The sequence below is a fragment of the Flavobacterium tyrosinilyticum genome (assembly GCF_023656565.1).
GTDB classification, from domain to species: Bacteria; Bacteroidota; Bacteroidia; order Flavobacteriales; family Flavobacteriaceae; genus Flavobacterium; species Flavobacterium tyrosinilyticum.
Genome location: NZ_JAMOKG010000001.1, coordinates 1,257,144 through 1,277,182 on the forward strand (window position 1 = coordinate 1,257,144; position 20,039 = coordinate 1,277,182).

Sequence of the window (20,039 nt, forward strand, 5' to 3'; positions counted from 1 at the left end):
ATGTTTGTATTTTCCCTTAAACTATAATTTTTTATGAAAAAACAATTTGCTAAACCTGTGTTTGGTGTGATATCTGCAATGTTTGCAATTACCGCAGCCCAAGCTCAAACAGCGCCAAAAGAGCCAGGTATTAATGTGTCTTATATGGATACGAAAATAAGCCCAAGTCAGGATTTTTTCAAATATGTAAACGGAACTTGGTTAGAAAAAACAGAAATCCCAAGTGATCGTACGACATGGGGAAGTTTTAATGAGCTGATTAAAAAAACGGACAAAGATGTAATGGCAGTTTTACAAGAAGCTTCAAAAAATCCAAAGTATAAATCAAATACAGATCAAGGAAAAGCAGTTAACCTGTTTAATACTTATCTAGATTCTATCGGAAGAAATAAAAGAGGAATCGAGCCATTAAAACCATATCTGAAAAAAATTGACGCAATTAAAAACATTGCCGATGTTCAGAAATATTTGGTTGAAATGGAAAAAGAAGGAAATGCTGGATTTTTCGGAATTTACATTGGAGCTGATGATAAAGACAGTTCTAAAAACTCTGTAAATTTAGGGCCAAGCCAATTAGGACTTTCAGATAAAGATTATTACACTTCTGATGACAAAGATTCTAAAGAAAAACGTGCGAAATATGAATTGCATGTTGCAAGAATGCTTCAGTTTATTGGAGAATCTCCAGAAAAAGCAAAACAAAGCGCTGCTGAAATTTTAGCTCTTGAAACAGAATTGTCAAAACCAAGATTAAACAGAGTTGAAAGAAGAGACAGTCGTTTGCAATATAATCCAATGACAGTTGCTGAACTTCAAAAATTGACTCCTGCTATTAAATGGAACGAATATTTTGCTGGCTTAGGAATTACTAATTTACAGAATGTAATTGTTTCTGAGCCTAAATATATGACTGCTTTAGAAACTGTTTTCAAAGAAAACAAAGTTGCACAATGGAAAGAATACCTAAAATGGGATTTATTAAACAATTCTGCAAGTAAATTGACAACAGCAATTGATCAAGCTAATTTTGATTTTTACAGCAAAACATTAAGAGGTGCAATTAAACAGCTTCCGGCTGAAGAAAGAGCACTGAATGTTGTTAACGGAAATGTTGGTGAAGCTCTTGGAAAACTGTATGTAGAGAAGGTTTTTCCAGCTGAGGCTAAAACTAAAGCGATTGATATGATTCATAATGTTATCACGGCTTACCAAAACCGTATTAACAATTTAACTTGGATGTCTAAAGACACTAAGGCAAAAGCAATCGAAAAGCTGAACAAAATAACAATTAAAGTTGGATACCCTGATAAATGGAAAGATTATTCTGCTTTGGAAATTAAAAGTATTGCAGAAGGAGGAAGCTATTTTGAGAATTCTAAAAACCTGGCGTTATGGAGATTTAAGAAAAGCATCGATAAATTGTCTAAGCCAGTTGATAAAACAGAATGGCACATGTCGCCTCAAACGGTAAATGCTTACTACAATCCATCTTATAACGAAATTGTATTCCCAGCTGCAATCCTACAGCCGCCTTTCTATAATTATCAAGCTGACGAAGCAGTTAATTATGGTGGAATTGGTGCTGTAATTGGTCACGAGATTTCTCACGGATTTGATGATTCTGGTGCACGTTACAATGCAGAAGGAAATTTGGTTGACTGGTGGACAGAAGATGATTTGAAACAATTTACTGCTCTTGGAACAGATTTAGCGAATCAATACAGTGCTCTTGAGCCTCTGCCAGGAATTCACGTTGATGGTAATTTTACTTTAGGTGAGAACATTGGTGACTTAGGCGGAATCAATGCTGCTTATGACGGTTTGCAATTGTATTTGAAAGCTCATGGAAACCCAGGTTTAATCGACGGATTTACACCAGAACAACGTTTCTTTATTTCTTGGGCTACGGTTTGGAGAACAAAAACTAGAGACGAAGCGATTAAAAATCAAGTAAAAACAGATCCGCACTCTCCAGGTATGTACAGAGCTTACGTTCCAATTCAGAATGTTGATGCTTTCTACAAAGCTTTCGATATTAAGAAAGGTGATAAAATGTATGTTGAACCAGAAAAACGAGTTAAAATCTGGTAATCAATTTTAATAATTCAAAAAAGGGCGGTTCCGAATTTGGGAACCGCCCTTTTTGATTATTTTAAGATATTAAAAAGATGTTCCGTAGGAACATAATCTGATCTGTGATTATTTTAAATGACTGTAAATGTATGCTTCAATTGCTTTTAATTCTTCGTCAGACATTGCCTGCGTAATAGCAAAATTGGTTTTCATTACCTCAAACTGACTCGGATCTACAATTGGTTCTGCATTTCCTTTTAAGAAAGTAACGATATTGCCATTTTTGTCTTTGTAGATTTTGGCAATTTCTTTAATGCTTGGGCCAATCACTTTTTGATCTGGCTGATGGCATGCAAAACAATTTCCAGCTCCCTCAAAAAGTTGTTTTCCTAATTCCTCTGGTGTTTTGGCTTTCGCCGATTCGCCTTCAGAAACCGATTCTGTTGCTGTATTTGTAGATTCAGAAACTTCTTTTTTACAAGAAGTCAAAGCTAAAACAGCAGCTAAAAATAAAACCTTTTTCATCTTATTTATTTAAAAGTATTGCCGCTTCTTTAGCAAAATAAGTAGAAATAAGATTAGCACCCGAACGTTTAATGCACATTAACTGTTCCATCATAATCTTGTCGTGATCTAGCCAGCCTCTTTCAGATGCGGCTTTAATCATGGCATATTCTCCAGAAACCTGATAAACGGTTACAGGAACGTGTACGGTATTTTTTATTTCGCGAACAATATCCAAATAAGCAATTCCAGGTTTTACCATAACCATATCAGCACCTTCTTCTACGTCTGACAACGCTTCTTTAATTGCTTCGATACGATTAGCATAATCCATTTGATATGTTTTTTTATCTTTTGGAACCACAACATCAGCTTCTCTTGGAGCCGAATCTAAAGCATCTCTAAAAGGACCGTAAAAAGCTGAAGCATATTTTGCAGAATAGCTCATAATGCCAACATTCTGAAATCCGGCAGCATCTAAACCTTCGCGAAGGCGTAAAACACGTCCGTCCATCATATCACTTGGCGCAACAAAATCGGCACCCGCTTCTGCGTGAGAAATGGCCATTTTTACTAAAGCATCAACTGTACTGTCATTTTCTACATCGCCATTTTTTATAATTCCATCATGACCATAAATGGAATAAGGGTCTAAAGCCACATCTGGCATTACAATCATTTCTGGACAAGCCGTTTTTATGGCACGAATAGCTTGCTGCATTAATCCGTTAGAATTCCAAGCCTCTTTTCCAGTATTGTCTTTTAGGTTTTCGCTAACTTTTACATAAATATTTACGGCGCGAATTCCTAAATCATAAAGTTCTTTTACTTCTTCAACTGTTAAATCTATAGATCTTCTGAAAATTCCTGGCATTGACGGAATTTCGACTTTTACATTTTCGCCTTCAGCAATAAACATTGGAAACATAAAATCTGATGGACTTAAACTGGTTTCGCGTACTAAAGAACGAATGGATTCATTTACTCTTAATCTTCTGCCTCTTTGTAATGGGAACATATAATTTTAGATTTTAGATTTTAGATTTTAGATTTTTTAGTTGATTTCTTTGAAACTCAGACTGAGAATCTATTTCTAAAACTGCAGTTGTTTTTATTTTTTTTTGAAGTTTATCTCAATTTTTAATGAGTGGCGCAAAGTTAAAGAAAAAGGAACAAAATAAGGCGTTTAGCTTGCTGTAGAATGAGTTAATATTATCTAAAAATTTGGTTTGATGTTTTTATTTGAAGTAGATTTGTAAAATTAGGAAAAATCTTATTTTTAAATGAATAATGAGAGATATAAACGAAATAAATCAATTATACATAAAAGCTAGAGAGCTTTGCAAACGCGACATCTTTGATATTGAAAAACCGGTCAATGAAAAGGCTATTTTACCTTTGCAGGATTTAAAACAAATACTAAATAATTATTTGATAGATAATCCAAATAATATAATTGCTTTGAGATTAATGTGTTTTGTAGAATGTTACTTGTCTGATTTTAATACTGCATTAATTTATTTAGAAAAAGCAGTTATGTTAAATGGTGATAATAAAGACAAGTTTAAATTAAGCAAATTGGCAGAGATTGCAAGAAATCAGAATATTCTAATGTTAGATTTGAAATCGATGGGTGCTAAACAATTAAATTTCCATAAAACAATTAAATCCATAATTACTAATATCAAGAACGAACTTGACAAAGATCCTTCAAGTATGATTTTTGCACAATTTTCATCAGGATTAAAGGGAATTTCTAGAAAGGAAGCCTCAAATGTAGGTATTTATTATGATTTTTTGCAAATATCTAATGTTGTCGATGTGGGATTATTGATTTATGGGATTATGATGATTTATTTAGAAATAAATGGGTGGTAGAACATAGACAAAATGAAAAAAAATCATTGATTTCAATAGGTCAAATTCTTTATGAACCATTAATATTAGATACAATAAGCGGAAATGTCTATATTTTTAGTAGAGATGATGACGATGAGATGCCAATGACTAAAAGAGGAGATTTGGAGTATTTTTTAATTAATTATGTTTTTGGAGATAAATATCAAGAAATTATACCAGATTATGAAGGTGACGAATGGATGTTATTTCTTAAACATAATAAGATTACTTAAAACCCAATAGCACGGATTGCAAATCAGCTTTATGAAATAGATAATTTACAATAATGTTAGAATAAATTATGGAAAAAGAAGTTATATCAATAAACACTAAATTCGGAAAATATAGATGTTTATTAATTGATCATGAGTGCATCAATGAAAGTTTAAGGTGTTTCATTAAGGAAGAATGTATTAACGGATTTGCAATAAGAAGTGAAAATCGCTTTGTCAATGATTTGTCATTCTTGAATAATATTGAAGAATTAAAATATTTAAATTTAAGAAGGTATTCTTATGTGAGTTTAAAAGATATTGAGAGTTTAAAATCTTTGGAAAGTTTAGAATTTAAAGGGGAATGTGAAAATGGGATTGATTTTTCTAATTTCAATAATCTAAATGATTTAACAATATTGTACCAAAAAAAGTTTAAAAATATCTTTAAGTGTAAAAACTTAAATCAATTAATTATTCATCATTATAATAATAAAGAAAAAGATATTAAGGAGTTTTTAGAATTACAAAAACTTCAAATTTTAGAAATTTGGTCGTCTCCAATAAAAAATATAGATTCTTTAATTACTCTGAAAGAATTAGAAAGTTTGCAGTTAAGATACCTTCGAAATTTAGAGTCAATAGAAGGTTTAGCGAATCATTTTAAAATATCTGAACTGAGGATTCAAAATTGCAAGAAAGTAAAAGATATAGAATTAATAGGAACGCTTGAAAATTTAAGTGTTTTAACTATCGATTCTTGTGGAGATCTTCCATCTCTAAATTTTCTTAAAAAATTAAAAAAATTAAAATCAATCAGATTAGTTAATACAAAAATTTTAGATGGTAAACTGTCTTGGCTTTTAGAAAAAGAAAGTATGCAGTATTTAGGTACGTCTGTCGATAAACATTATGATATAACATATGAGAAATTGACTATGTTTAATAATTTTTGATACACGATAACGATGATTTACAAACCCGATAGCGCGGATTTGCAATCCGTGCCCGCAAAGATTGATTTTTTGCTTTGAGAATTAGTATTGGGTCTCACTGTTGCGGGCACGGATTGCAAATCCGCGCTATTGAGTTAAAATATGTTTAATTAATTTAGAAATCGTTCACGAGCAAGATGCTCGCGCTAGCGGGGCGACAATCGAAACGTAATCGAAGCCCGATAGCGCGAATTATTAAAAGTTTAAATAGTTAAAATTACACTGACAATCAATGAAAAAAATGCTCATTTTATCCTGCTTTTTATTCCTGACAAGTTGTTTTGCAAAAAAAGAGCAAATCGAGCATGACGAGGATATATCTGTTCAGTCATTATATCGAAAAGCCCTTGATCAATATTTTCTGGAAAAACTGGATTTAAAAAAATATGATAGTCTTCTTGCAACTAGTAAATTACGATTTATTATAAGAACGACTGAAAGGCAAAATGTATATCAGCAGACTTCGACTCTTTCTTTAAATTATATTTATTTCCGCAATAACATTTATATTGAAAGGTTAGATAGAAAAACATTAGATTTTTTACAAAGTAGAATTGACAATTACAAACTTAATGTAGATGATGAATTGATAAAGGTTGTGAGAGAAACGTATTCAAAAATTGTTAAAATGTTTCCCGAAGAAAAATCCTCCATAAAAGTATTATACAGTAAAAATGATAAAAAGATAGCGTTCAATAACGCTGTGGTTTTTGAAATTGCACATCAATCGGAATTTGATGAGGAAGGTAATTACGTAAGCCGTGAAAATGAAGCTCGTAAGAAAACGTATTTAAAAGAAGAATTAATTCCGCATTTGGAAATGGAATTTTCAGAAAAATTAAGTTGTCCGGTTACTATTTTTATTGAAGAATAGGATAATAATTCAATTAGCACCCGATAGCGTGGATTTGCAATCCGTGCCCGCAAAGATTGATTTTTTTGCTTTGAGAATTAGTATTGTGTATCGCTGTTGCGGGCATGGATTGCAAATCCGCGCCCCGCTAGCGCGAGCATCTTGCTCGTGCACATAAGGATAAAATATGTTTAATAATTAGAAATCGTTCACGAGCAAGATGCTCGCGCTAGCGGGGGAAAAATCTTATTTTTATTGTTATGAAAATAAAAGCAGGTATTCTATTTTGTATTCCTCTATTTATGGAGAGAAATGATTGGAAGCTTAAAGTAAAGCTATCTGAAGATGATTTGGATAAACATTTTGCTTTTGGAAGAGTTATAGAAACAAGTTCTTCTGTATTAGTTGAAATATTTAAAAAAACAGGTTCTGCTAAAACAGATATAAATGAAATTATAAATTCTGGTATTATGTTTTCACCTGTTCAGATATTTTGGGATGGAATTGTGAAAAAGAGATGGAGAATTATCGGGCAAACGGAAGATTATGAGAAGATTCAAGATTCTAATTATAATAATCTTAAAATGGTTTACGGAATGGATGAAGATTTTAGATTAAGAGATTTAAGTACTGAAAAGGAATGTAATATTTCTCGAGAGGATATTGAAAAATATGAATTTTCGACAGTATGGTTTCCAATTGATTTAGAAAAAAGAATTTTAGAAAAAATAAGTGAAAGCAGCTAGCGCGCATTTGCAATCCGTGCCCGTAAAGATTGACTTTTTTGCTTTGAGAATTAATTTATAATTGAAATGTATATGAATGATCCATTTTTTGAAAAAATAAATAATATTGAATGGTTTTCTAATTGTGGAAAAGAGTTTTCCATTTCAGATTTTCCTTTTAAAATTCAGTTTTTGAGTTCTCTAGATGAAATGCAAAAGAATATATCTTCTCAAAAATGGGAAGATTTCACATTGGAAGCGACAAATAGATTAACAGTCTATCTACATAAAAATAATCGCAATAATTATCTGGATTGGAATAGAATTACAGAAATTAAAAAAAGTAATTTGAAACATGTGGAAACTACTGCGAAAAAATTTGCAGAAAAACATAATCTTGACAAAAACATTGTTGATGATGTATTATGGAATGTTCTCGGAGCAGCGATGGAAGATTATTATATTTCTATAAACAAAAGGATTCCGATATTTTTTAAACATCTATTAGAGATTTATTCTAGAGGAAATATTCCATGCGGTGTGATAGGTAATATAAAGGAAGATTTTGATGGAAATCAAATTAAGTTTTCTGATTTTGTATTGCTCGTATATTAAATATAACACCCACTAGTACAGATTTGCAATCCGTGCCCGCAAAGATTGATTTTTTTGCTTTGGGAATAAGTATTGGGTCTCACTGTTGCGGGCACGGATTGCAAATCCTCGTTAGCGAAACTATCGAACTAAGAATTTAGACATATCATGGGTTTTTCAGAATATTCCATCTAAATTTGTCTAATGAAGAAAATTCTCGCTTTATTATGCTGTTTGCTCTTAACGAGTTGTTTTGAGATAACAGAAAGAATCAAACACCACGACGATCAAAGTGGTGAATATACTCTTATCATCGACTTTTCGCGATCTTGGTTTAAAACCAAATCGGCTATTTGGTTGGAAGAAGTTGATGGTGTAAAAATTCCCAACGAACAGGAAATTACCGCGAAACTCAGTGATTTTAAAGAAAAAGCTTTAAAGATTAACGGAATTTCCAACGTTAGCACCAAAACAGATTTTGATAATTATGTTTTTATCATCAAATTGAACTACGCCAACCTAAAAGCACTCAATGCTGTTGTAAATACAATCAACAATCAGCGCGATCAGATTCACTTTAGCGGAAGCGGCAAAAATTTCGAAAGAATTGCTTCTTATCCAGTTCCAGAGAAAGTCGTAAATGATCCCAAGAAAAAGAAAGATCTTGAAGACGCTAGCATTATCGCTATTTATAGTTTTGATAAAGATATTATGTCAACAAACAATCCGAACAGTAAAATTTCGGCAAACAAAAAGACGGTTTTTTTAAAACAAAGTATGTACAGCGTTTTAAAAAAATCTACATTAATGAATAATACCATCCAATTAACGCCTTGATTTCATGAAGCATTTTTACACACTCATTTTTCTATTCGCCACGTATTTCTCTTTTGGGCAGACCGTTCCAGAAAAATACGATTATTTTGTACAGTTTAACGGAAGCCAGCTTTCTAAAAAAGTCAGCGTCGATGAGGTTTTAAATCATCCGATTTTAACCAAATACATCAGTAAGAAACCTGATTTTGATCTTCGTAAATATGCTGCTATTATTAAATTGAATGAAAAAATTACCATTCACGGGAACTTCTTAGATTCTGTTCCGTTTTACCAAGTTACGATTCCAGTCAAAAGCAAAGAAGCGGTTAGAAAATATTTAATCGAAAAGCAGGGAGCAAACGGAACGAACAGTTCTATTGAAGATTTTGGAAAATACGAAGTTTATACACCAAGTGGAGTAAAAAGATCGTTTGTTTGGAACGACAATTATTTGGTTGTTATTGAATTGACAAAACGACTTCCTTCTAAATTTTATGATGTTGCAGAAACTGCTGTAGCAACAGATTCTATAGCAATATCTGAACCTTATGAAGAAACTACTGTGATTGAAGCACCAGTTTATCCACCAACAATTCCTGTACCTCCAGCAAAAAGTACCGATTCAATAGTATTTGAAGAACCTGTAGAGAATGATTCTTTGTACGATGGAAATCCGTATGAAGAATATACTGTTGAACAAGCAGAATTTGATAAAAAATTAGCTGAAAAGCAGCGAGAAATCATAAAAACGTTATTCGAAAACGGATTTACAGCTCCGATTTCTCCAAAAATAAATGTTGCTGCTGATATTTCTTCTTGGGTAAATTATGGCGGAATGATGTCTAGTTTGTATTCCATGTATAATTATCCGCTTTCGTTATTTGGCGGTTATGATAAATATTTGCCAATGCAGAATAATTTTGGGAATTTTATAAAGGGCATCAATTTAGATTTTTATTTTGATAATGATAATGCCCGAATCGAAGAAGAGGTAGAATATTCTCCAGAGATTGCCAATGTTGTTAGCAAAATTAGCAATAGAAAAATCAATAAAAATATCTTTACTTATTTCCCTGCTCAGAAACCTTTGGGGTATATTTCGTATCATGCTAATACAAAAGCGGCATTAGAAAACTTTCCGTCATTAATGACAGAATTATTTCAAAATTCGAAATTCGCCAAAGAAGATATTACACTTATTACAGACTTGATTTCGACAATTGTAGATGAAGAAGCTACAGCAAAGCTTTTTGATGGCGATTTAAGCGCTTTTTTATACGATACGAAAGAAGTTGAGGTATTGAGCAAAAAATACGGTTATGACGAGAATTATGAAGAAACAATAACGGAAGAAAAAGTGAAAAAAGAGATTCCGCTGTTTTCTGTAATTTTTACTTCTTCGCACCCCACATTTGGAGATAAATTATTGCAATTGGGTGTTCGCAAAAAAGTATTAGTTCAAAATGGAAATATCTACACGATTATTGGAACTCAGGAATATGATAATATATTTATTCTGAAAGATAAAGACGTGGTAATTGTTGCCAATACAAAAGAGTATTTTGGTGCTGGAAACGGATCTTTTACAAAAGACACTAAGAAAGATTTGAGCAAAAACTACATTTCTGGAAAACTGAATATTGCACAAACAGTTAAAACATTTGGTAAAAATGCAAAAGACTCCGAATTGGATCGAATGACTAAAATTTCTTCTCAGTTTTCGGATATTGCTATAGAATCGCCTAAAAAGTTAATTGATAATAAATTGAAATTTGTTTTTAAACTGAATTCTTTCAAGTCTGATAAAAATATCATTTTACAGACTTTAGACATGGCCGCAGAAATGACTTCTAAATAATCATAAAAAAAATCCCTGAAACTCTTCAGGGATTTTTTTTATGATTTTATTGAATGGAAGCTTCGTAAATCTCTTTAATTGAATTTCCTAGTTGCGAATTAAATTCAGCCTCAGATTGCCCAGCGCTAAGTCCTTCTGATAAAGCTCTTGAAAAACTCGCAATCAATCCATGGTTTTCTGCTAGTTTCTGATTGGCATCTTCTCGAGAATATCCGCCAGAAAGCGCTACAACATGAACCACATGAGGATCGGTCATTAAATCGCCGTAAAAATTGTTTATAGTCGGGATAGATAGTTTCAGCATAACTTTCACGTCTTTATCTAAAGAATTTAGCTGTTTTTGAATTTCATCTTTCAAAATCTGTTCTGATTTTTCTTTATCAGGACTGTAAATATCAACTTCAGGTTCGATAATCGGGACAAGGCCTTTCTTAAATATCTGCAGTCCAACTTCAAATTGCTGCTTCACCACTTCCTGAATTCCTTTTGGATTTGCTTCTTTAATAACAGAACGCATTTTGGTTCCAAAAACATTTCGCTCTACAGCGCGATCAAGCAGTTCGTTTAAATTAGAAATCGGTTTCATTAACTGAACGCCATTGGCAAGATCAGCAAGACCTTTGTCTACTTTTAGAAACGGAATAATATGTTTTTTCTCCCAAAGATAATCCGCTGTCCATTGTCCGTCAATTTTTCGATCCATTGTGTTTTCAAACAAAATTGCGCCAAGAATATATTGGCTATCAAAAACGGGACTTTTGATAATTCGGGTTCTCATTTCATGTACAAGAGTGTACATTTCTTCATCATTTGTATATTGACTTTCTTCAACACCATATTGCGATAATGCCTTAGGTGTACTGCCGCCACTTTGATCTAATGCTGCAATAAAACCTTTTCCAGAATGCATGAGATTTAACTGTTCGCTGTTTATACCTTTCATAACAATGAATTTTAGTTTTTATAAATCTATGTAATTTAAGCATTTTAATTGGGCTTCATGCTTATTTCAAGTTAAGATTTCTTACAAACCTATTTTTTTATTGACATTGTCGTAGACTTCTTTTACTTTTTTTGGAGGATCAAATCGGTAACCAACAGAAAGTTTTACCGTAGCAATATTGTCATTCAATCTTGGATCGACTTTTTCATCTTGCGCAAAACTTACGGTATTAAGACTGGCAAAACCAAAGAAACGGTCTTTGTTGTAGGCGAGTTTTAAATTGAAATCGGCTTGGTATAAAGCTGAGGTTTCTTTATCAATAATATTTAATCCGCCACCTAAAGCAAGTCCTGCGCCAATTAAAACGCGATCACTAATTACGAAATTGTAAAAATAGGCGGGAGCCAAAGTGAATACATAAATGTCACCAGGAGATGAATCGGGAGTATTTAAATCGAGATTGGTATAATAAAAAGAAAACGACGGGATAAAACTTCCAGAGCTTTTGGTTTGCCATTCGTTTTGGCTGACCAATGTTTTAAAAGAGAATTTATCGTTAAAAATGTAAGCTGTCGATCCGCCAATTTTTGTTGTGCGCATGTTTGGCAGCTGTGCAATGATATTGTCATCGCTAATGTAAAATCCTTTTTGGTTGATAAAAGTAAAAGACTGCATCCATTTTTTATAGTAAAAACGGGTGTTGAAATTAAAATTTTTGGAATGAGAATCACCCTTGTTCTGACTTAGAAATTTGGGAGCAAAACCAATTGTAATATCAACGATTTTATAATTTAAGGTAAAACCGATCTGTTCTCGCCGATTCGGAATTAGATTAAGATACGTTGTCGAATCCTGTCCTGAAGCAATCTGAAAACTATTGGAAGTATCTAAATAATAAACGCTGGCAGTGATTTTATCGTTATAAGATTTAAAATACGGATTTTGCAGGGAATCGTTTTGGGCAAAACATCCAAAAAAGCTGATAAAAAATGCGATGTAAATCAGTTTTAAACGCATAGAAACATAGTTTTAGATAATTTTAAAAGAAGTTTCATTCGAATAATTCTCATAGAGCTATGTGAAAAAATATAATTTTCTAAAATTAGCCCTAAGATAGTGCTTTAAATCTATGTTTCTATGTGTTAAATAAATTTTAGACTAAAGAAACCCATTCAATAGGGTTCTGCAATATATTGATCAATTTCTCCTCTACGCTTCCTGCCTCTGGATGATGATCGTAAACCCATTGAACATGCGGAGGCAAACTCATCAAAATACTTTCAATTCTTCCGTTGGTTTTTAAACCGAACAAAGTGCCTTTATCGTGAACCAGATTAAATTCAACATAACGACCACGACGAATTTCCTGCCAGTTTCTATTTTCTGGGGTATACTCTAAATTCTTTCTTCTTTCTACAATTGGTACATAAGCTTCCAGGAAACTATTTCCAACTTCGGTTACAAAATCGTACCAGTTTTCCATTGACATTTGCTCATTTGCTTTGCAATAATCAAAGAACAAACCGCCAAGTCCTCGGGCTTCATTACGGTGTGCATTCCAGAAATACGAATCGCATTGTTTTTTATATTTCGGATAAAACTCTGGATTGTGTTTATCGCAAGCCGTTTTGCAAGTTTGATGAAAGTGTTTTGCGTCTTCTTCAAACAAATAATAAGGCGTTAAATCCTGTCCGCCACCAAACCATTGTTCGATTACATTTCCAGATTCGTCATACATTTCGAAATATCGCCAATTGGCGTGCACAGTAGGAACCATCGGGTTTTTCGGGTGAATAACTAAGCTTAATCCGCAGGCAAAGAAATCGGCTTCGCCAACGCCAAACATTTTCTGCATTGTTTCAGGAAGTTTTCCGTGAACGGCAGAAATGTTTACGCCACCTTTTTCAAAAACATTTCCGTTTTCTATAACGCGCGTTCTCCCGCCTCCGCCTTCAGGACGTTTCCATAAGTCTTCACGGAATTTTGTAGTTCCGTCAACAGCCTCTAATCCAGCACAGATCTGGTCTTGTAAATTTTGTATGTATGCGTAAAATTTGTCTTTCATGTCTTAATTTTCATTTTCTGGTATAGTATCGTGATACTTGAATGCAACATTCATATCAATTACTATTGTAGTATCTTTTTTAAAGATTTTTACAAATCTTGAATTTACTTTTTTAAATAGCGAATCTCCTATTTCAGCTTTTTCCCAAAGAACAGGATAAACATATATTGGAGTCGAATCTTTTAGAATAAATTTTTGAGACATATGGTTATGTTTATCTAAAAATTTTTTCACAATTATCCCAGAAAAATTTTTATGAAACATTTCTTTATATGCGTCTTTACTAATTTTGGCTTCATTTGAAAAATAAGAACAAGTACTAGCAAATACCGCAAAAAATACCATTACAAAAAAACCTTGATATAATGGATTCAATTTTTCAAAATTAAAATCAGCAATATCGTTTAAAATTTTTTCTAAATAACTCATTTAAATTTTAACAAAGCGATTTTATTGTTTATTCCAAAAGAAAAAACCTTGCTTTCCTGCTGAATATATTGATAAACTGCCAAAGCTTTAGCTGTAAAATTATGGTTTTCTTCTTTTGAGAATTCTATTAAAATATCAGCAAATTGTTCTAATTGATCCCAATCAAAATGAAGACGGATTAATAATGTGATTAATTCGTCATTGGAATAATCGACTAAAGTTTGAATGTTTAATCCGAATTCTTTCAATTGATTTTCAATTTCTGTTTTTTGTAAATCATTTAAAGGATAAGGCACAAAAATAAGAGTTCGTAACGTCTTAAGGACATTATCAATTCTTATTTTCTCTTCGTCTCGTAAACCTTTGTTCAGCATATTTTTTTAGATTTCCTGCAAGGTTTCCAAAACCTTGTAGGTATTTGTTGTCAGACTTTAAATTAAAAAAAATATAATTATATAGACCCTGATAAGGTTTTAAAAACCTTGCAGGACAGAATTGAATTATTCAAAAGTATAAGTTTCATTCAAAAACTCATTTTTTTGATTATGGCAAAAAATAAAATTTTCTAAATCTCCAAATAGATTTAAAACTTCATTTCGTTCTATTTTTGTTTCTTTATTTGATAGAAAGGCTTGATAAGATGAAAATTTAAAGCCAGCAAAATCCGAATCAAAATGATGTTTTGGATTTAAATGAACGTAAAGGATAAGTTGTTTTAGATAATTTTCATCTTTCAATTTTATTCTTTTAAAATGTTTTTCAAATAAGCTTCCAGTTCTACCGTTTTGTTTATTGTATGCTTTCGCGTAAGAATTAAATAGATTTGAAAATGCTTGCGTTACTTCTTTTTCTTCAGAGTTTAGTCGAATAACTAAATGAAAGTGATTATTCATTAAACAATAAGCAAAGAGGGATATTTTATTCTCCAAGTATTTTGCTAATTGTTGCAAGAAATAAAGTTTATTTATGTTGCTGTCAAAAATATTTGTTCCGTTAATTCCGCGATTATAAACATGATAATAGCAATCTTTTTGCAACACTTCAAGTTTCATTCTTAATTGTTTTTATTTTATTGTAGGTTTTTACTGTAAATATAAAAACAACTTTTAAACCTACAAGGTTTTCAAAACCTCATAGGTGTTTTTTAAAGTATGATTGTTGCTTAGTTTATACCTACAAGGTTTTGGAAACCTTGCAGGAACTCAACCGAAAACTGCGACTGCAAACATAACACTTAATTCCCGTATTCCTTCACAGCGTCAATAAACGCTTTGGCGTGATCTACAGGGATATTTGGTAAAATTCCGTGACCTAAATTTACGATATATTTATCTTTTCCGAACTCATCGATCATTTCATGAACCATTTTTTTGATAGTTGGAATTGGAGAAAGTAATCTTGACGGATCAAAGTTTCCTTGTAAAGTAATATTTCCACCAGACAAATAACGGGCATTTCTAGCCGAACAAGTCCAGTCAACTCCTAAAGCAGAAGCTTTACTTTTACCCATTTCGCCAAGAGCAAACCAGCATCCTTTTCCGAAAACAATAACAGGTGTAATATCTGCTAAAGCGTCAACAATCTGGTTGATGTATTTCCACGAAAATTCCTGATAATCAACAGGAGAAAGCATTCCGCCCCAAGAATCAAAAATCTGAACGGCATTTACTCCCGATTTTACTTTTTCTTTTAAGTATAAAATAGTCGTATCGGTAATTTTTTGCAATAAAGTATGTGCTGCGGCTGGGTTTGAAAAGCAAAATCCTTTTGCAGTGTCAAAACTTTTAGAACCTTTTCCTTCAACAGCATAACAGAAAATTGTCCAAGGAGAACCAGCGAAACCAATCAATGGCACTTCGTCGTTTAACATTTCCTTAGTCAATTTCACAGCGTCAAAAACGTAGCCTAAAGTCTCATTTACATCTGGAACGTAAACTTTATGAACATCTGCCAAAGAACGAATCGGATTTGGAATTATTGGTCCCAAATTATCTTTCAATTCTACATGAATTCCCATAGCACGTGGAACAACCAAAATATCCGAGAATAAAATCGCAGCATCTGGAGCGATTCTTCGGATAGGTTGAACTGTAATTTCAGCAGCTAATTCTGGAGTTTCACAACGCGTAAAAAAATCATATTTATCACGAAGTTCTCTAAATTCAGGTAAATATCTTCCTGCCTGACGCATCATCCATACCGGCGGACGTTGCACAGTTTCTCCTTTTAATGCTCTTAAAAATAGGTCGTTTTTTAACATCTCGTATTTGTTTTTCCTGTAAGGTTTTCAAAACCTTGTAGGTATTGTTTGTTGATTTATATTTAAACCTACAAGGTTTTGAAAACCTTGCAGGATTTGGTAAACATTATTTGTATTCGTGAATTACATCTTCAATCACGTCTTCAATTGTGGGCTGATCTGCGATGATGATATTCTTTGTGATTTTTGATAGAGCTTCTGCAGTAGTGTCGCCAATACAGAAACAGATTTGTTTATTGATGGTATTATGTTTCAAGTAACTTTTAACGCCAGACGGACTAAAAAACAAAATTGCTTCAGGATTTGCTTTTATTTTCTGCGGTTGCAGTGTAGTTTCGTAAACCTGAATTTCGTTGAATTTAATTCCGTTTTCTTTTAAAGCTTCCGGTAAAGTGTCTCTTCTAAGATTTCCGCTAAAAAAAGTATAACTTTGATTCGCATAAATCAAAGTGATAATTTCGGCTAAATCTGATGCATAACCGGTGTAAGCCACAACATTAAAGCCATTATCGCTTAAAAGCGTTTTGGTTTTAAGGCCAACGCAATACACATTTTTCTTTTTTAGTTCTTCTGATTTTGGATCTGATAAAACACTATGAACAGCGTTCTGACTTGTAAAAATCAGACTTTCGTTAATGTCTTTTAATTCGAAAGGTTTGTTTTCGGTTTTAATGAAATCGGCTTCGATTAATTCGATGCCATATTTCATCAGCTCTTGTTTATGAAGAGGAGATAATATTTTAGTGGATAGTATCTGGATTGGATTTGCCATTATTTCTTCAGGGATTCTTTAATCTGTTTCATTAATTCCGTTCCGCCATTATTCAAAATTTCCTGAGCAGAATTAAAACCTAATTTTTTCCATTCAGAAATATCAACTGTTTTATCGATTTCCAGTTTTTGTTTTCCGTCTATAGAAAGTAAGACACCTTGAAAATGCAAAGTATCTTCATCTTCATTATAAGTTACTAGAGCACCAATTGGGGCAGTACATCCGCCTTCAAGCGTTCTTAAAAACTGACGTTCGATATAGGTACAAATTTCAGTTTCGATATCATTTAACTGCGAAAGGGCATCTAGTGTATAATTGTCATTTTCCATTCCCACGACAAGCATTGCGCCTTGTGCTGGAGCAGGAATCATCCAATCTAAGTTGATGTAATTTTCAGGTTTTAAGTTGATGCGCTCTAAACCTGCAGCTGCAAAAACAGCTCCATCCCAATCATTATCTTGCAATTTTTGCATACGCGTATTCACATTTCCGCGTAAATCAACAACTGTATGATTTGGGTATTTATTGAACCATTGTGCCTGGCGACGCAAACTTCCTGTTGCAATAGTACTCGGATTTGTAAAATCAGGATTTCCTTTATGAACTAAAATGTCCAGAACATTGGCTCTTGGTAAAACAGCACCCTGAACGATACCTTTTGGTAGAGCTGTTGGAACATCTTTCATAGAATGCACTGCGATATCAATATCGCCATTGATCATGGCAATGTCAAGCGTTTTGGTAAAAATTCCGGTAATCCCTAATTCATAAAGAGGTTTATCCAGAATAATATCACCTTGAGATTTAACCGCAACAATTGAGGTTTTATAACCTAAATCGTTAAGTTTTTTCTCGACAGTATGGGCCTGCCAAAGTGCTAATTCGCTGTCACGCGTTCCAATTCTGATTGTTTTTTCAGCCATGTTTTTTTATTTTACCATTAAGGCATTAAGAGAATTAAGCCTTTGTGTAGAATTTAAGATTATTAAGCGTGTTATAACTTGGCTTAATTCTCTTGAAAAGATTGACTTAAATTATCTTAATCTCTTAATGGTTTAATATTTTATGAATCAATTAATCTTGCGAAATAATCATTCACAAGTGGTTTCATTGATTTTGTTATGTTTGTCGTGTTGAAATTTATCAATAGACCTTGAGGTCTTTCTAATAATTTCATGTATGTTAATAATTGGGCTTCGTGAATTGGTAATAGGTTTTCTATTGCTTTTAATTCAACAACAACACAATCGTTTACAAGTAAATCTATTCTTAAATCAGATTCAAATTCAAGATCGTAATAATCAATTTTAACAGATAATTGTTGTTTTACATCATATCCGTTTTGTTCTAATTCATATTTGAGGCACTTCTCATATATGCTTTCTAAAAGTCCAGGTCCCAAAGCTTTATGCACTTTTATAGCAAAACCTGTAATTTCATAAGCCAATTGAGTTACCTCTTTTTTTGTCATAGAACTTTTTTGTTTTTTACCATTAAGAGCATTAAGAGAATTAAGCTTTTTGTCTTGAATTTTAAGATTATTAAGCTTTGTGTTACAGCGACGCTTAATTCTCTTGACAAAGATTGGTCTTAATTTCCTTAATATCTTAATGGTTTAAATTAAAAACTAAGATGCTTTTATTTTGAAGACTTTCTCGATCCATTCGATGCTTTCATCTACCATGGTATCGTCGTCTTTTAAATGATTTGCGAAATGCGTAGTGATTTTTTGAATGATTCTGTTACTGATGATTTCAGCTTGCGCCTCATTAAAATCGGCAATTTTTTTGCTTTGAAAATCTAGTTCCGAAGCTTTAATAGCATTTAATTTTTCTTTTAAAGCATTGATTGTCGGAGCAAATTTTCGGCCTTTCATCCAAGTAACAAATTCTTCTTTGATTTCTTCGATGATTGCTTCAGCTGCCGGAATGTGTAATTTTCTGTTTTCCAAAGTTTCATCTGTCAATTGAGACAAATAATCCATGTGGATTAAAGTTACACCTTCTAATTCCTCTACGTTTTCATTTACGTTTTTCGGAATAGACAAATCCAGAATCAGCAAAGGTTTTTTAAGATTCAAAATCGCTTTGTCAACTGTTGGGTTTTGCGCGCCTGTTGCCACAACGACAACATCGGCTTTTTGAAGTTCTAAATGCAATTCAGAGTAATCTTTAACAATCAGATTTAACTTTCCTGCTAATTTTTCTGCTTTATCTTTAGTTCTGTTGATCAAAGTAATGTGTTCGTTTTTGGTATGTTTTACTAAATTCTCACACGTATTTCTTCCGATTTTTCCAGTTCCAAAAAGTAAAATATTTTTGTTGCTGATATCTTCAACATTTTTCAAAATATATTGTACAGATGCAAAAGAAACCGAAGTAGCACCAGAACTAATTTCTGTTTCCGTTTTAATTCTTTTGCTTGCCTGAATTACCGCATTGACCAATCTTTCCATAAAAGCATTGGCTAATCCCATTGATTTTGAATGTGTAAAACTGGTTTTTATTTGAGATATAATTTCAAAATCGCCTAAGATCTGACTGTCTAAACCAGTTCCTACGCGAAACATATGATTAATCGCTTCTTGATTTTTGTAAACGAAACCAACTTTTTGAAAGGCATCAACAGAACCATTGCTGTTGTCGCAGATCAGTTTTATTAATTGAAATGGATGTTCGGCAAAACCGTAGATTTCGGTTCTGTTGCAAGTTGAAGTAACCAGTAAACTTTCTATTCCATCGTTTTTAGCTTGTTCCAGTAAACGTGTTTTCGCAACGGCATCCAAACTAAATTGACCTCTAACCTCAGCATCAGCTTTTTTATAACTCAGACCAACTGAGTAAAAATAAAGGTGTTTCGGTACGTTATTGTTTTCCATAAATTCACTTTCATAAAAGTGCAACAAAATTATTACTATAGCATCGATAAAAATAACGCTAAAAGTACTTTTTATGTCGCTGTATGTTTTTTTGAACCTAAATAGGTGTTTTTGAGTAAAAAGGACTACTTTTGTAGCAAAATCAACTCATTTGAAGTGATTA

22 protein-coding genes are annotated in these 20,039 nt (G+C 32.6%); 9 read left to right on the plus strand and 13 right to left on the minus strand.

Annotation, left to right across the window (positions count from 1 at the left end; genetic code table 11):
* Positions 1 to 33: 33 nt before the first annotated feature.
* Positions 34 to 2,091 carry a M13 family metallopeptidase gene (locus tag NCC77_RS05530; protein WP_250834692.1) on the plus strand — a complete coding sequence of 686 codons (2,058 nt, stop codon included), beginning with the start codon at positions 34 to 36 and terminating at the stop codon, positions 2,089 to 2,091.
* A gap of 108 nt (positions 2,092 to 2,199) precedes the next feature.
* Here NCC77_RS05530 and NCC77_RS05535 read toward each other — a convergent pair whose 3' ends face one another.
* Both NCC77_RS05535 and hemB read right to left on the minus strand, forming a co-directional pair.
* A complete protein-coding gene (locus NCC77_RS05535) occupies positions 2,200 to 2,598 on the minus strand; it encodes a c-type cytochrome (RefSeq protein WP_250834693.1) in 399 nt (132 codons plus the stop codon).
* Between the two features lies 1 nt (position 2,599).
* Positions 2,600 to 3,595, minus strand: a complete 996-nt coding sequence (gene hemB, locus NCC77_RS05540; protein WP_250834694.1) for a porphobilinogen synthase — start codon at positions 3,593 to 3,595, stop codon at positions 2,600 to 2,602.
* A 272-nt stretch (positions 3,596 to 3,867) separates the two neighbouring features.
* Here hemB and NCC77_RS05545 point away from each other — a divergent pair, with 272 nt between their 5' ends.
* The 8 genes from NCC77_RS05545 (at position 3,868) to NCC77_RS05580 (ending at position 10,529) form a co-directional block, all read left to right on the plus strand.
* Complete coding sequence (locus NCC77_RS05545; protein ID WP_250834695.1) at positions 3,868 to 4,455, plus strand: hypothetical protein; 588 nt, start codon at positions 3,868 to 3,870, stop codon at positions 4,453 to 4,455.
* On the plus strand, positions 4,449 to 4,709 hold the full coding sequence (locus NCC77_RS05550) for a hypothetical protein (RefSeq protein ID WP_250834696.1): 261 nt from the start codon (positions 4,449 to 4,451) through the stop codon (positions 4,707 to 4,709). Before NCC77_RS05545 ends, NCC77_RS05550 begins: the two co-directional genes overlap by 7 nt.
* 68 nt (positions 4,710 to 4,777) lie before the next feature.
* The gene (locus tag NCC77_RS05555; RefSeq protein ID WP_250834697.1) at positions 4,778 to 5,644 is read left to right on the plus strand and encodes a hypothetical protein; all 867 of its coding nucleotides are present in this window, start codon (positions 4,778 to 4,780) and stop codon (positions 5,642 to 5,644) included.
* Between the two features lie 271 nt (positions 5,645 to 5,915).
* Complete coding sequence (locus NCC77_RS05560; RefSeq protein WP_250834698.1) at positions 5,916 to 6,557, plus strand: outer membrane protein assembly factor BamD; 642 nt, start codon at positions 5,916 to 5,918, stop codon at positions 6,555 to 6,557.
* A gap of 239 nt (positions 6,558 to 6,796) precedes the next feature.
* A complete protein-coding gene (locus NCC77_RS05565; RefSeq protein WP_250834699.1) occupies positions 6,797 to 7,282 on the plus strand; it encodes an Imm26 family immunity protein in 486 nt (161 codons plus the stop codon).
* A gap of 72 nt (positions 7,283 to 7,354) precedes the next feature.
* On the plus strand, positions 7,355 to 7,876 hold the full coding sequence (locus NCC77_RS05570; protein WP_250834700.1) for a hypothetical protein: 522 nt from the start codon (positions 7,355 to 7,357) through the stop codon (positions 7,874 to 7,876).
* Between the two features lie 183 nt (positions 7,877 to 8,059).
* Complete coding sequence (locus NCC77_RS05575; protein ID WP_250834701.1) at positions 8,060 to 8,692, plus strand: hypothetical protein; 633 nt, start codon at positions 8,060 to 8,062, stop codon at positions 8,690 to 8,692.
* Between the two features lie 4 nt (positions 8,693 to 8,696).
* Positions 8,697 to 10,529: a hypothetical protein gene (locus NCC77_RS05580; RefSeq protein ID WP_250834702.1), complete on the plus strand. Its 1,833-nt coding sequence runs from the start codon at positions 8,697 to 8,699 to the stop codon at positions 10,527 to 10,529.
* Positions 10,530 to 10,575: 46 nt separating this feature from the next.
* On the opposite strand, the gene NCC77_RS05585 is transcribed toward NCC77_RS05580, so the two are convergent.
* The 11 genes from NCC77_RS05585 to hemA form a co-directional block, all read right to left on the minus strand.
* Positions 10,576 to 11,463 carry a fructose bisphosphate aldolase gene (locus NCC77_RS05585; protein WP_349306043.1) on the minus strand — a complete coding sequence of 296 codons (888 nt, stop codon included), beginning with the start codon at positions 11,461 to 11,463 and terminating at the stop codon, positions 10,576 to 10,578.
* A 90-nt stretch (positions 11,464 to 11,553) separates the two neighbouring features.
* Positions 11,554 to 12,489, minus strand: a complete 936-nt coding sequence (locus NCC77_RS05590) for a DUF4421 family protein (RefSeq protein WP_250834704.1) — start codon at positions 12,487 to 12,489, stop codon at positions 11,554 to 11,556.
* Positions 12,490 to 12,625: 136 nt separating this feature from the next.
* Positions 12,626 to 13,537 carry an oxygen-dependent coproporphyrinogen oxidase gene (gene hemF, locus NCC77_RS05595; protein WP_250834705.1) on the minus strand — a complete coding sequence of 304 codons (912 nt, stop codon included), beginning with the start codon at positions 13,535 to 13,537 and terminating at the stop codon, positions 12,626 to 12,628.
* A 3-nt stretch (positions 13,538 to 13,540) separates the two neighbouring features.
* Positions 13,541 to 13,966, minus strand: coding sequence for a hypothetical protein (locus tag NCC77_RS05600; protein WP_250834706.1), 426 nt, complete (start codon positions 13,964 to 13,966; stop codon positions 13,541 to 13,543).
* Positions 13,963 to 14,340 carry a hypothetical protein gene (locus NCC77_RS05605; RefSeq protein ID WP_250834707.1) on the minus strand — a complete coding sequence of 126 codons (378 nt, stop codon included), beginning with the start codon at positions 14,338 to 14,340 and terminating at the stop codon, positions 13,963 to 13,965. Before NCC77_RS05605 ends, NCC77_RS05600 begins: the two co-directional genes overlap by 4 nt.
* Positions 14,341 to 14,466: 126 nt before the next feature.
* Complete coding sequence (locus NCC77_RS05610; RefSeq protein WP_250834708.1) at positions 14,467 to 15,018, minus strand: transposase; 552 nt, start codon at positions 15,016 to 15,018, stop codon at positions 14,467 to 14,469.
* Between the two features lie 182 nt (positions 15,019 to 15,200).
* Positions 15,201 to 16,226: a uroporphyrinogen decarboxylase gene (gene hemE, locus NCC77_RS05615; protein ID WP_111377708.1), complete on the minus strand. Its 1,026-nt coding sequence runs from the start codon at positions 16,224 to 16,226 to the stop codon at positions 15,201 to 15,203.
* Positions 16,227 to 16,332: 106 nt separating this feature from the next.
* Positions 16,333 to 16,998, minus strand: a complete 666-nt coding sequence (locus NCC77_RS05620; RefSeq protein WP_250834709.1) for a uroporphyrinogen-III synthase — start codon at positions 16,996 to 16,998, stop codon at positions 16,333 to 16,335.
* Complete coding sequence (gene hemC / locus NCC77_RS05625) at positions 16,998 to 17,921, minus strand: hydroxymethylbilane synthase (protein ID WP_250834710.1); 924 nt, start codon at positions 17,919 to 17,921, stop codon at positions 16,998 to 17,000. Before hemC ends, NCC77_RS05620 begins: the two co-directional genes overlap by 1 nt.
* A 140-nt stretch (positions 17,922 to 18,061) precedes the next feature.
* Positions 18,062 to 18,469, minus strand: coding sequence for a GxxExxY protein (locus NCC77_RS05630; RefSeq protein ID WP_250834711.1), 408 nt, complete (start codon positions 18,467 to 18,469; stop codon positions 18,062 to 18,064).
* A 156-nt stretch (positions 18,470 to 18,625) separates the two neighbouring features.
* Positions 18,626 to 19,876 (minus strand): glutamyl-tRNA reductase, encoded by a 1,251-nt coding sequence (gene hemA, locus NCC77_RS05635; protein ID WP_250834712.1) that lies wholly within the window; start codon positions 19,874 to 19,876, stop codon positions 18,626 to 18,628.
* Positions 19,877 to 20,039: the final 163 nt, after the last annotated feature.